This window comes from Arthrobacter ramosus (assembly GCF_039535095.1).
Taxonomy (GTDB): Bacteria; Actinomycetota; Actinomycetes; order Actinomycetales; family Micrococcaceae; genus Arthrobacter; species Arthrobacter ramosus.
The window spans coordinates 1931674-1944955 of the sequence record NZ_BAAAWN010000001.1 but is presented as its reverse complement, the minus strand read 5'-3'; the positions used below and the strand labels follow the sequence as shown (position 1 = coordinate 1944955).

Below are 13282 nucleotides of genomic sequence, written 5' to 3'. Positions count from 1 at the left end.
CAATCGTTGGCCTCCGGAGCAGCGGATTCCACAATGCCGCCCCGCGATCGCGTTGCCATTGTAGTTCAGATCACAGTGCGAAACCTTGTAATGGCGGCACTTCCGGGGTCCTGTGGACTTGGGCCCGCTCAGCCCCGCTTTTGTCCCACCGCAAAAATCCGACGGAAGGCAAAAACGGTCCCGTGCCGGTCCCGTGGATAGGCCTCGCGGAGCGCGGCTGCGTATTGGTTTTCGAAGGCGCGCGCTTCGTCTTCGGGGAGCGCGGCGAGCACGGGACGCAGGCCGGTCCCCCGCACCCACTCCAGCACAGGATCGGCTCCCGGCAGAAGTTGCTGGTAGGTGGTTTCCCACGCGTCGGCGTCGCATCCGGCGTCGAGCATGATCCGCAGGTAGTCGGCCGGTTCCCCGACAGCGTCGTCATGGCGGAGCACACCGGACAGCCTTCCGGACCATTCCGCCGTACCGGCCAGCTCGCGCATGAGCACGTGGGAAGGCGCAACGAAGTTTCCGGGGACCTGGAGCGCAAACCATGCGCCCGGTTTCAGCGCTTCGAGCCACGCGGCGAGCATCGTCAAGTGGCCCGGAACCCATTGCAGCGCTGCGTTGCTGACCACGACGTCGGTGTCCGCTTCCGGTGTCCACCCGGCAATGTCCGTGTGGACGAACGAAAGACCCGGTTGCGCGGCAGCGAGGAGTTGGGCTTTGGCCAGCATTTCGGCTGAGGAGTCGAGCCCGACGACGGCGGCACCGGGCCATCGCGTCGCGAGGGTCGCCGTCAAGTTCCCCGGACCGCAGCCCAGATCCACGACGCGCCGAGGGTCCTCCGCCAGAATCCTCGAGGTCAGGTCAAAGAACGGCCGGTCGCGGTGATTGCCGAACTCGACGTACTTGGCTGGATCCCACTTCACTGCATCCTCCATCGTCGGTCTCCGTGGTCTGCTCCACCCACACTAAGCTGGAAGGCAATGAAACTTCTTGAGCAGCTCCCGGTAACATCCAACGCCGGATCGGGCGGCGGACGCGTTGACCCGGATGAAATCTACACACGCTTCGTCGAATGGACGGAGAGCCGCGGGCTTCAGCTCTACCCTGCCCAGGACGAGGCCATCATGGAACTCGCGTCCGGCTCCAACGTCATCCTGGCAACCCCCACCGGTTCCGGAAAGTCCCTTGTGGCGATCGCCGCACACTTCGAGGCGATGTCCCGCGGCTTGCGCAGCTACTACACCGCCCCCATCAAGGCCTTGGTCTCCGAGAAGTTCTTCGCCCTCTGCGACATCTTCGGAGCCGAAAATGTTGGCATGATCACCGGTGATTCCGGGGTCAACCAGGATGCCCCGATCATTTGCTGCACCGCCGAAATCCTCGCCAATATCGCCCTGCGAGAAGGCAAGGAAGCCGAGCTTGGCACGGTCATCATGGACGAATTCCACTTCTACTCCGATCCCCAGCGCGGTTGGGCGTGGCAGGTGCCGCTCCTGGAACTCCCCCAGGCCCAGTTCCTGCTCATGTCTGCCACCCTGGGAGACGTCAGCCACTTCGAGACCGGCCTGAGCGAACTCACCGGACGGTCCACCACCACCGTCAGTTCGGCCGAACGGCCCATCCCGCTGCACTACTACTTCCAGGAAACGCCGGTCCACGAAACCCTCGAGGAACTGCTGAGCACCAAGCAGGTTCCCGTGTACGTGGTGCATTTCAGCCAGGTCGAGGCCATCGAACGGGCCCAGAACCTCATGAGCGTCAACATGTGCACGCGCGATGAGAAGGACAAGATTGCCGAGCTGATTGCCGGTTTCCGGTTTGCCGCCGGCTTCGGCAAGACCCTGAACCGGCTGGTCCGCCACGGCATCGGCGTCCATCACGCGGGCATGCTGCCCAAGTATCGCCGCCTCGTGGAGCAATTGGCACAAGCAGGACTCTTGAAGGTCATCTGCGGCACCGACACGCTGGGCGTCGGGATCAACGTTCCCATCCGTACAGTCCTCCTGACGGCGCTCAGCAAGTACGACGGCGTCCGCACCCGCCTGCTGAACTCCCGGGAATTCCACCAGATCGCGGGCCGCGCGGGCCGCGCGGGCTATGACACTGCCGGAACAGTTGTGGTGCAGGCTCCTGAACACGTGGTGGAGAACGCGAAGGCGATGGCTAAGGCCACCGCGAAGTTCGGCGACGACCAGAAGAAACTGCGGCAAGTCGTGCGCAAGAAGCCGCCGGAAGGCTTCGTCTCGTGGGGGCAGCCCACCTTTACCCGTTTGGTGGAGTCCGTGCCGGACCCGTTGACCTCGAGTTTCACCGTGACGCATGCAATGCTGCTCAACTTGATGGAGCGCCCCGGCGACCCGTTTGCCGCTGCCCGCCGTCTGCTCACCGAAAACCACGAGGCACGGCCCGCGCAACTGCAGCTCATGAAGAAGGCCCTGAGTATCTACCGCGAGCTGTTGGCAGCCGGAGTGGTTGAACGCATTCCCGAGGCCGAGCAGGAGAAAGAAGGCCGTTCCGTCCGGCTGACCGTTCACCTGCAAGCCAACTTCGCCCTGAACCAGCCGCTTTCACCGTTTGCCCTTGCCGCGCTCGAGCTCCTGGATCCGGAGTCGCCGTCGTACGCCTTGGATGTAGTGTCCGTGATCGAAGCGACCCTGGAGAAGCCCCGGCAGATCCTCTCTGCGCAGCAGAAGAAGGCACGCGGCGAGGCCGTCGCGGCGATGAAGGCCGACGGCATTGATTACGACCAGCGCATGGCGATGCTTGAAGAGGTCAGCTACCCGCAGCCCCTGGCGGAGATCCTGGGCGAAGCGTTCGAGGTGTACCGCAAGGCCGCTCCCTGGGTGGGCGACTTTGAGCTGGCTCCCAAGTCGGTGGTCCGGGACATGTATGAGCGCGCCATGAATTTCGGCGAGTTCGTCCAGTTCTACGGGCTGGCCCGCTCCGAGGGGATCGTCCTGCGGTATTTGGCCGATGGCTTCAAGGCCTTGCGTCAGACGGTCCCTCAGGACTCGCTCCGCGAAGACCTCGAGGACCTCATCGCCTGGCTGGGTGAACTGGTCCGCCAAGTCGACTCCAGCCTCCTCGATGAGTGGGAAGAGCTCACCTCCGGGGTGGCCCCGACGCCGCACGACGCTCCGCCTCCCCCACCGCCGTCGCTCACGTCCAACATCCGCGCCTTCAGGGTCATGGTCCGCAACGAAATGTTCCGGCGTGTTGAGTTGTTCGCGGACGAGGACGCGGCCGCCTTGGGCGAGTTCGACGCCGGCAGCGGCTGGGATACGGAGCGCTGGGAAGACGCTCTGGACGACTACTTCGACGAACACGAAGACATCGGAACCGGCCCCGACGCCCGGGGCCCGGGACTCCTCATGATCACGGAGGAACCCGGCATCTGGCGGGTGCGGCAGATTTTCGATGATCCGGCCCGCAACCATGACTGGGGCGTTTCCGCCGAAGTGGACCTGGCAGCCTCCGACGAGAGCGGCACCGCCGTGGTCAAGGTGACCTCGGTCAACCGCCTCTAGGCGCCTAGTAAGCTCGAATCATGAGTGTTATCCGCCCTGCCACAGTGTCCGACGTTCCCGCGATCCTGCAGATGATCCATGAGCTTGCGGTCTACGAAAAAGAGCCCGACGCCGTGAAGAACACGCCGGAAATGCTGAGCAATGCCCTGTTCGGCGAGAATCCGCGGGTATACGCGCACATGGCGGAAAACGCGGCCGGGGACGTCCAGGGATTCGCCTTGTGGTTCCTGAACTACTCCACGTGGGAAGGCGTCCACGGGATCTATCTCGAGGACCTCTACGTCACGCCCGATGCCCGGGGCGAGGGTCACGGGAAGGCGCTCCTGCAACACCTGGCCGCCACCGCCGTCGAAAGCGGCTACGCACGGGTGGAATGGAGCGTCCTGGACTGGAACGAACCGTCCATCAACTTCTACCGCAGCCTCGGTGCCGTGCCCATGGACGGCTGGTCCACGTTCCGGCTGGCCGGCGAAGCCCTGGGTGCCTTCGGCAGCGCTGACAAGGTCATGGCTCGTGGCTGAGCGGGTGGCTGAGGGCGTGGCCCACACCATCCGGGGACATCACCAATTCCGGGGTGTCCGCACTACCGAGCACTTCTTCTCGGTCCCCCTCGACCATTGGGCGTCCGAGGGTGTGGAGGCTCCCGGCACCGCGGAAACGATCACCGTCTTCGTCCGGGAGTTCGTCTCCACCGAGCACTCGGAGGAGGATGCGGCCCGGCTGCCGTGGTTGCTCTACCTCCAGGGCGGGCCCGGCGGACGCGGAACCCGGACCACGTCACTGTCCGGCTGGATGAAGGCTGCCGCAAGGAGTTTCCGCATCCTGATGCTGGATCAACGGGGCACGGGCCTGTCCACCCCGGCGGACCGCAATACCTTGCCGCTCCGAGGCGATGCCTCGGCGCAGGCGGACTACCTCACGCATTTCCGGGCGGACTCGATCGTGGCCGACGCCGAACTCATCCGGAAGACCTTGGGCTCGGAGCCGTGGACCGTCCTTGGCCAGAGCTTCGGCGGTTTCTGCGCGCTGACATACCTGTCCTTCGCGCCGGAAGGTTTGAGCGAAGTCCTCATCACGGGAGGGCTGGCGCCGTTGGAAGGTCCGGCCGAGCGCGTCTACCGGGCCACTTTCCAGCGGGTCGCGGAACGGAACGCGGAGTACTTCGCGTGGTATCCGGAGGACCGCAAGCTGGTCACCCGGATCGCGCGGCATCTGGAATCCACGGAGGAGCGGCTGCCCAGCGGGGAGCGGCTCACCACGGAACGCTTCCAAATGGTCGGATCGTTCCTGGGCGGTAACGCCCGTGTGGATGCCCTCCACACCCTCCTGGAGGATGCCTTCGTGCCCTCCCAGGATGGAGAGCGCCTCTCCGATGCGTTTCTGGAACAGGTCCACGGGCTCGTTTCCCGGGCATCGAATCCCCTGTACGCGGTCTTGCACGAGTCCATCTACGGCCAGGGGCAGGCCACCGACTGGGCGGCGTGGCGGGTGCGCGCGGAATTCCCCGAGTTCCAGCCCGACGCCGCAGAGCCGCTCTTAACCGGCGAGATGGTCTACCCCTGGTATTTCGAACAGGATCCGGCGCTCGTACCCCTGCAGGAAGTAGCTGCGCTGTTGGCCGGCAAGCAAGACTGGAAACCGCTCTACGATGTGTCCCGGCTGAACGCGAACACTGTCCCCGTCGCGGCTGCTGTGTACCGCGACGACATCTACGTGGACTACCAGCTATCCATGGAAACCGCAGCGGCCGTCCGCGGACTGCAGGCCTGGACCACAGGGGACTTTCATCACGACGGCATCGGCGAAGACGGGGAAGGAATCTTCAACCGGCTCCTGGGAATGGCCCGCGGCACGAACTGAGCCCCGGCCATAGCAATGACCGGGGCTCCGAAACTCTCTGCAGCTGTCAGTGGCCGCTAACCTTGTTCATGCTCTTGCGGGAATCTTCCTCGAGCCGGGCGTCCAGTTTGGACTTGCTGGCGGCCGGGGTCAGGAGGCTCGCGACAACCGCCACCACGATGGTGCCGATGATGACCGCCAGGGAGACATAGGTCGGGATCTCGGGAGCCCATTCAATATGGTGGCCGCCGTTGATGAAGGGCAGTTCGTTGACGTGCATGGCGTGCAGGACCAGCTTGACGCCGATGAACGCGAGGATGACCGATAATGCGTGCTTGAGGTAGATCAGCCGGGTCATAAGGCCGCCAAGCAGGAAGTACAGCTGGCGCAGGCCCATGAGGGCGAAGATGTTGGCAGTGAAGACGATGAATGCGCTCTGCGTCAGTCCGAAGATAGCCGGAATCGAATCCACGGCGAACAAGAGGTCCGTCATGCCGATGGTCACGAAAACGATCAGCATGGGCGTGAACAGCTTCTTGCCGTCGACCGTGGTCCGCAGCTTGCCGCCGTCGAACTTCTCCGACATCGGGACAACTTTGCGGATGCGGGCAATGAGGGGATTCTCGGAAGTCTCTTCTTCGTCTTCGCCGTTGTCCGTGGCCTGCTTCCACGCGGTCCATAGGAGGAAAGCGCCGAAGATGTAAAAGACCCAGCTGAACTGCTCAATCACCACCGCGCCGAGGGCAATGAAGATGCCGCGGAGGACCAGGGCAATGATGATGCCCACCATGAGTACTTCCTGCTGGTACTTACGGGGCACCGAGAACCGCGCCATGATGATGATGAAGACAAAGAGGTTGTCGATACTCAGGCTGTATTCAGTCACCCATCCGGCGATGAACTGGCTGCCATACTCCGGGCCGGCAAAAGCGAACATCGCTCCGGCGAACACCAAGGCCAGGGTCACGTAGAAGGCGACCCAGAGGCCTGCTTCCTTCATGGAGGGTTCGTGCGGACGCTTGACCACCAGGAAAAGGTCGACAAGGAGGATGATTCCGAGAACGACGAAAGAGCCGATCTCAAACCAGGCGGGAAGTTGCATTTAAAATGCCTTTCGCAGGTACGCCAAAAAGGCGTAAGTCTCTCCGACCTGCCTGCGTCTCCATGCCCAAAGGCAAATAGCGCTCAAACGGCGATCCACTAGCCCCGGCGAGGCATCTGTGCCTTGCGTGTTGACGGACCTAGCGCTTGGGATACTCCCCTACGTAGGCCCAACTTTACCCTAGGCGTGCCCGGCGGACTGCATTTGGCGCAGTTCGCGCTTGAGGTCGCCTACCTCGTCACGGATCCTCGCAGCGATCTCGAACTGGAGTTCGGCGGCTGCCGCGTGCATCTGCTCGGTCAGCTGTTCGATCAGCCCCACCAGGTCTTCGGCCGGCGCCGCGGCCAGGCCATCTTGCCGGACCTTCGAAGCGCCCTTGCCCTTGCCGGTCCGGCCGCCCTTTCCGGCTGCGGCGAGCAACTCACGGGTGTCGGCGTCTTCGCGGGCAAGCTGATCGGTGATGTCCGCGATCTTCTTGCGCAACGGCTGGGGATCGACACCATTGTCCGAGTTGTACTTGACCTGGATTTCCCGGCGGCGGTTGGTTTCCTCGATGGCCTTGGCCATGGAGTCCGTGATCCGGTCGGCGTACATATGGACCTGGCCCGACACGTTTCGGGCGGCGCGCCCGATGGTCTGGATGAGGGAGGTGGCCGAACGCAGGAAGCCTTCCTTGTCGGCGTCGAGGATGCTGACAAGTGACACTTCGGGCAGGTCGAGGCCCTCGCGGAGCAGGTTGATGCCCACCAGGACGTCGAAGCTGCCCATGCGGAGTTCGCGGAGCAGTTCCACGCGCCGGAGAGTGTCGACGTCGGAGTGCAGGTATTGGACCTTGACCCCGTGGCCCAGCAAGTAGTCGGTCAGATCCTCGGCCATGCGCTTGGTCAAGGTGGTGACCAGCACGCGTTCGTCGCGCTCCACGCGCGTCCGGATTTCGCCAAGGAGGTCGTCGATCTGGCCCTTGGTCGGCTTCACGATGACTTCAGGATCGATCAGTCCGGTGGGGCGGATGATCTGCTGGACGGACCCGTCGGCCTTGCCCAGCTCGTACTTGCCGGGGGTCGCGGAAAGATAGACGGTCTGGCCCACCCGTTCCAGGAATTCATCCCATTTGAGCGGCCTGTTGTCCATGGCCGAAGGAAGCCGGAAGCCGTGGTCCACGAGGGTGCGCTTGCGCGACATATCGCCCTCGTACATCGCGCCGATCTGTGGAACCGTAACGTGGGATTCGTCGATGACCAGCAGGAAGTCGTCCGGGAAGTAGTCGATGAGGCAGTGCGGTGCCGTGCCGGAGCCGCGGCCATCGATGTGGCGTGAGTAGTTCTCGATGCCGTTGCAGAAACCCATTTGCTGCATCATCTCAAGGTCGTAGGTGGTGCGCATGCGCAGCCTCTGGGCCTCCACGAGCTTGTTCTGGCCTTCGAGGACCTTGAGCCGCTCCGCGAGCTCTTCCTCGATGGCGGTAATGGCGCGCGACATGCGTTCCGGACCGGCGACATAGTGCGATGCCGGGAAGATGTACATCTCGGTTTCCTCACGGATGACGTCGCCCGTGACCGGATGCAGCGTGTAGATGTTCTCGATCTCGTCGCCGAAGAACTCGATGCGCAGAGCCAGCTCTTCGTACATGGGGATGATTTCCACGGTGTCTCCGCGGACGCGGAAGGTGCCGCGGTGGAAGTCCATGTCGTTGCGGGTGTACTGCATGCCGACAAACTTGCGCAGGAGATCGTCCCGGTTCATTTCGGCGCCCTTGGTGAGCGTGACCATTCCGGCGATGTATTCCTCCGGGGTGCCGAGGCCGTAAATGCAGGACACCGTAGCCACCACGATGACATCCCGGCGGGTCAGCAGCGCGTTGGTGGCCGAGTGCCGCAACCGCTCGACTTCCTCATTCACCGACGAGTCCTTCTCGATGAAGGTATCCGTCTGGGGAACGTACGCTTCGGGCTGGTAGTAGTCGTAGTACGACACGAAGTACTCGACCGCGTTGTTGGGCAGCAGTTCCCGGAACTCGTTGGCGAGCTGCGCGGCCAGGGTTTTGTTCTGAACCATCACCAAGGTGGGCCTCTGGACCTGTTCGATCAACCAGGCGGTGGTGGCACTCTTGCCCGTACCGGTGGCACCGAGCAGCACGACGTCTTTTTCGCCGTTGTTGATCCGTTCGGTCAGCTCCGCGATAGCGGCCGGCTGGTCGCCTGCCGGCTTGAATTCGCTAATGACCTCAAAGGGCGCGACGACACGGTTGATCTCCTGGGCAAGACTCATGAATCCAATGTACCCCCGGCCGCGGACAGCTACTGTCCGCGTTTTCTAGCCTTGCGCCATGGAGTACGACGGCGGTTGCCACCCGCTACTCCTAGCCCAGGCATCCATGAGCGGCCAGGCGACCTCGGTGAACCAGGGTTCCTTGGCTTCCGAATACGCCAAGGTCCGGTGGTCGCCGGCGTGGAGCGCGGCAAGCTCCTGTTTCATGTCCGCATACATGCGCACTGCATCGGGGTTGGCGCGGAGCCAATCCCGGAACAACAACGCATAACGCCAGCCTGGACTTCCAAGGACCCGGACATGGACATTGGCGGCCCGTCCAGGGTCCGCGTTGCAATGGAAGCGTTTCTGCCATGCCGACGGATCCAGGTCCGGCGGCTTGGGTGTGTCACGGGCTGAAGCCTCCTGCAACGGGAAACCGGCCTCGCCCAAGGCCCGGGCTATCCGGTCCGCGGCTTCCAGCGAGGACACATTTACTTGCAGGTCGATGACGTCTTTGGCAGGAAGGCGGGGTACCGACGTCGAACCGATATGGTCTGCGCCCAAGACCTCCGGAGACGCCCGCCGGATCCTCGCAAGCAGCCGTTCGGCCTGGACCGGCCAGTCAGGGTTTGGCGGTGACAAGACGGGTCCGCCGGCTCTTGGTGCCGGGTGGCTGGCTGCAAGATTACGGGCAAACGGCACCAATCGTTCTTCCCATAGTGTTTCCACGAGCTCCGTAACGTCCTCAACGCTTCCGGAGTTGTCCAACACGATGTCGGCCGCGGCCAACCGTTTGTGCCTGCCGGCTTGCGCGGCCATGCGGGACACCGCGTCCTCGACCGTCATGCCGCGGATCTCCGTCATGCGCCGGATCCGTTCTTCGTCCGGCGCATCGACCACCAGCACCAAGTGGAAGCTGCTGCCCTGCCCGGTTTCGACCAGCAGCGGAATATCCTGGACGACGATGTCTCCCGGTTTGGCGGTCGCGAGCATCGCGGCGGCCTTCTCCCTGACGCGCGGATGGATGATCGCGTTGAGCGCTTCCCGGCGATCCGGCGCAGCGAACACAATCGCGCCGAGGCGTGCCCGGTCAAGGCGCCCTTCGGCGTCGACGATGTCTTCACCGAACTCGGCCACGACGCCCGCCAAGCCCGGCGTGCCCGGCTCCACGACCTCGCGGGCCAGCGCATCGGCGTCGATCAAGACAGCACCCAGCTCCCTCAGCCGGGCGGACACGAGCGATTTGCCGGAGGCGATCCCGCCGGTAAGTCCAATCTTCAGCACCCCTCCACACTAGACTGGGTCGGTGGCACAACAGGACGAAAGCCGGGCGACCGCGTACACAACGTTGGCACTCGGAGACGATTTCCGCCACGAACTCGAAATCAGGCGTTCGCGCTTCATCACCGTGCTGCGCCGCGCCTCCGACGAAGACGCCGCGCGCGCCCTGGTGGCGGAACTGCGCAAGGAGTTCCACGACGCCCGGCACCACTGCTCGGCATTCGTCCTCGGTCCGGATCGCGCCATCCAGCGTTCCAACGACGACGGCGAGCCCTCCGGAACCGCCGGCATCCCCATGCTTGAGGCGCTCATCAAACGCGAGACACTGCCGGGGGTGACTGACCTCAGCGACGTAAGTGCCGTCGTCGTGCGCTATTTCGGCGGAATCCTCCTCGGCGCCGGCGGACTGGTCCGTGCCTACTCCGAGTCGATCTCGGCCGCACTGGATTCCGCTCCCCTGGTCCAGCGACGCCGCCTGCGGATTTGCGACATCCCCGTGCCCCACCAGGCGGCCGGAAGGCTTGAAAACGATCTTCGCTCCGCGGGCTACGTCATGGCCGAAACAAGCTACGAGCCCTCGGAGACGATCCTGCGCGTAGCCCTGCCTGATAACCCAAGCTCAATCGCAGACGCCGGTGAGCGGCTGGCGTCGATGACCGGGGGCGCCTCGGGACTCCAATTGCGGGGGACGGAATGGGTCGACGTCCAGGCCTGAGCTTCCGCACCCGCAGGGACATGCCCTCCCCTGATCACCACCACTGGACATAGTAGGCATATGTCCAGTCCTTGCTGCCAACGCGGGGCATGTCCCGTGGGGCCGGGCCAACGGTGAAGGGACATGCCCTCCCCTGATCACCACCGCTGGACATAGTGGGCATATGTCCAGTCCTTGCTGCCAAGGAGGGGCATGTCCCGTGGAGACCCGGGCCAATGGGGAAGGGACATGCTCTCCCCTGATCACCACCACTGGACATAGTAGGTATATGTCCAGTCCTTGCTGCCAAGGAGGGGCATGTCCCGTGGGTGACACTTGGACCGCACCATGCAGGGCGGGATCCATGCAGCATTGAGTTCTTGAACAAGCAAACGGTCTACTTCAGATTGTGGTCATCCTGCGATGCAGTCTTCCCGTGCGAGCCATGCGGGAGCGCCCTGGATCTTGCCTTTCGGAACAACTTGACTGCATAGAAAGTGATGATGGCCAGAGCTGCCAGCAAGAGGAAAGCCAGCGGAGCAATAGAAAGTACTCCCTCAGAAAAAGTAGGAACCAAGGGTTCATGAGTCTGATCACACCGATCCGCATGAGACTAATCCGTCCAAAGAGTCAACCACATGCCCATTATTGTGTGGGAAATATATGATAGATCGTTATCAATTAGGAACCTGGCTGAGCTTCCGCGCTAGGGACATGCCCTCCCCTGATCGCCACCGCTGGACATAGTGGGTATATGTCCAGTCCTTGCTGCAAAGGAGGGGCTTGTCCCGTGGAGACCCGGGCCAATTGGGAAGGGACATGCTCTCCCCTGATCACCACCACTGGACATAGTAGGTATATGTCCAGTCCTTGCTGCCAAGGAGGGGCATGTCCCGTGGAGACCCGGCCAGGAGGAGCCCAGGCAGCAGCGAAACAGGGTTAAACAAAGCGGCTCCTGCGATTCGTGAATGAATCGCAGGAGCCGCTTTTATCCCGGCCCGGAAATCCGGGCCAGGGGCAATTAGTTGCCGGTCAGCTTCTCGCGCAGAGCTGCGAGGGCCTCGTCGGATGCCAGGGTGCCCGCGTTGGACTCGGCGACGGCCGGCTCGGAAGAGTAGCTGGTGGTACCGGAGTCGCTCTCGCCGGAAGCGGCAGCAGCGGCGTCGTCAGCGGCGTGCTGGGAAACCTGCTTCTTGTGAGCTTCCCAACGTGCCTGGGCGTCAGCGTACTGCTGTTCCCAAGCGGCGCGCTGCGTCTCGTAGCCCTCGAGCCATTCGTTCGACTCGGGGTCGAAGCCCTCGGGGTACTTGTAGTTGCCCTCTTCGTCGTACTCAGCGGCCATACCGTACAGAGCCGGGTCGAACTCGGTGCTGTCGGCGTCAACGCCCTCGTTAGCCTGCTTGAGGGAGAGGGAGATGCGGCGGCGCTCGAGGTCGATGTCGATGACCTTGACGAAGAGCTCGTCGCCAACGGAGACGACCTGCTCAGCAAGCTCAACGTGGCGGACAGCCAGCTCGGAGATGTGAACGAGGCCTTCGATGCCGTCTTCGACGCGAACGAACGCACCGAACGGAACCAGCTTGGTGACCTTACCCGGAACAACCTGGCCGAGGGCGTGGGTGCGGGCGAAGGTCTGCCACGGGTCTTCCTGCGTGGCCTTGAGGGACAGGGACACGCGCTCGCGGTCCAGATCCACTTCGAGAACCTCGACGGTGACTTCCTGGCCAACCTCGACAACCTCGGACGGGTGGTCGATGTGCTTCCAGGACAGCTCGGAAACGTGAACCAGACCGTCTACGCCGCCAAGGTCCACGAATGCACCGAAGTTGACGATGGAGGAAACGACGCCGGGACGAACCTGGCCCTTTTCCAGCTTGTTGAGGAACGTGGAGCGAACCTCGGACTGGGTCTGCTCGAGCCATGCACGGCGGGAAAGAACAACGTTGTTGCGGTTCTTGTCCAGCTCGATGATCTTGGCTTCGATCTGCTGACCGATGTACGGAGCGAGGTCGCGGACGCGGCGCATCTCGACGAGGGATGCGGGCAGGAAGCCGCGCAGGCCGATGTCGAGGATGAGACCACCCTTGACAACCTCGATGACGGTACCGGTGACAACACCGTCTTCTTCCTTGACCTTCTCGATGTCGCCCCAGGCACGCTCGTACTGAGCACGCTTCTTGGAGAGGATCAGTCGGCCTTCTTTGTCTTCCTTGGTGAGCACCAGGGCTTCGACCTGATCGCCAACGGAGACGACGTCCCCGGGGTCAACGTCGTGCTTGATGGAAAGCTCGCGGGAAGGGATGACACCTTCGGTCTTGTAACCGATGTCGAGCAGGACTTCGTCGCGGTCAACCTTGACGACGATACCTTCGACGAGGTCTCCGTCGTTGAAGTACTTGATGGTGGCGTCGACAGCTGCGAGGAAGTCCTCAGCGGTACCGATGTCGTTGATCGCGACTACGGGGGTACCGGGCTTCTCGGTGGAGGTGATGGTCATGTAGTAGGGGCTCCGTTGTGGATAGAGTATCGGTCAGGCAAACCGCCCGCTTTCCGTCGCCGGTCCGCAGGACACGGCAAACGCCGGGTCATCCTGAATTGTGGATT

The 13282-nt window shown here is 63.1% G+C and carries 9 protein-coding genes; 4 read left to right on the top strand and 5 right to left on the bottom strand.

Annotation, left to right across the window (positions count from 1 at the left end):
* Positions 1 to 128: 128 nt before the first annotated feature.
* Complete coding sequence (locus tag ABD742_RS09005; protein WP_234749509.1) at positions 129 to 908, bottom strand: trans-aconitate 2-methyltransferase; 780 nt, start codon at positions 906 to 908, stop codon at positions 129 to 131.
* 57 nt (positions 909 to 965) lie between these two features.
* Here ABD742_RS09005 and ABD742_RS09000 point away from each other — a divergent pair, with 57 nt between their 5' ends.
* Genes ABD742_RS09000 through ABD742_RS08990 form a run of 3 tightly spaced genes read left to right on the top strand, consistent with a single transcriptional unit; the run spans position 966 to position 5372 of the window.
* Positions 966 to 3512 carry a DEAD/DEAH box helicase gene (locus tag ABD742_RS09000; RefSeq protein ID WP_234749512.1) on the top strand — a complete coding sequence of 849 codons (2547 nt, stop codon included), beginning with the start codon at positions 966 to 968 and terminating at the stop codon, positions 3510 to 3512.
* Positions 3513 to 3532: 20 nt separating this feature from the next.
* A complete protein-coding gene (locus tag ABD742_RS08995) occupies positions 3533 to 4033 on the top strand; it encodes a GNAT family N-acetyltransferase (protein WP_234749514.1) in 501 nt (166 codons plus the stop codon).
* On the top strand, positions 4026 to 5372 hold the full coding sequence (locus ABD742_RS08990) for an alpha/beta fold hydrolase (RefSeq protein ID WP_234749517.1): 1347 nt from the start codon (positions 4026 to 4028) through the stop codon (positions 5370 to 5372). The genes ABD742_RS08995 and ABD742_RS08990 overlap by 8 nt, the downstream gene beginning before the upstream one ends.
* 46 nt (positions 5373 to 5418) lie before the next feature.
* Here ABD742_RS08990 and ABD742_RS08985 read toward each other — a convergent pair whose 3' ends face one another.
* The 3 genes from ABD742_RS08985 to coaE form a co-directional block, all read right to left on the bottom strand.
* Positions 5419 to 6453, bottom strand: a complete 1035-nt coding sequence (locus ABD742_RS08985; RefSeq protein ID WP_234749524.1) for a TerC family protein — start codon at positions 6451 to 6453, stop codon at positions 5419 to 5421.
* A 180-nt stretch (positions 6454 to 6633) separates the two neighbouring features.
* Positions 6634 to 8721 carry an excinuclease ABC subunit UvrB gene (gene uvrB / locus ABD742_RS08980; RefSeq protein WP_234749527.1) on the bottom strand — a complete coding sequence of 696 codons (2088 nt, stop codon included), beginning with the start codon at positions 8719 to 8721 and terminating at the stop codon, positions 6634 to 6636.
* Between the two features lie 45 nt (positions 8722 to 8766).
* Entirely contained in the window at positions 8767 to 9987 is a 1221-nt protein-coding gene (gene coaE, locus ABD742_RS08975; protein ID WP_234749529.1) for a dephospho-CoA kinase, read from the bottom strand.
* 22 nt (positions 9988 to 10009) lie between these two features.
* Here coaE and ABD742_RS08970 point away from each other — a divergent pair, with 22 nt between their 5' ends.
* Positions 10010 to 10699, top strand: coding sequence for an IMPACT family protein (locus ABD742_RS08970; RefSeq protein WP_234749532.1), 690 nt, complete (start codon positions 10010 to 10012; stop codon positions 10697 to 10699).
* Between the two features lie 1000 nt (positions 10700 to 11699).
* On the opposite strand, the gene rpsA is transcribed toward ABD742_RS08970, so the two are convergent.
* On the bottom strand, positions 11700 to 13175 hold the full coding sequence (gene rpsA / locus ABD742_RS08965) for a 30S ribosomal protein S1 (RefSeq protein WP_234749534.1): 1476 nt from the start codon (positions 13173 to 13175) through the stop codon (positions 11700 to 11702).
* Between the last annotated feature and the right edge of the window lie 107 nt (positions 13176 to 13282).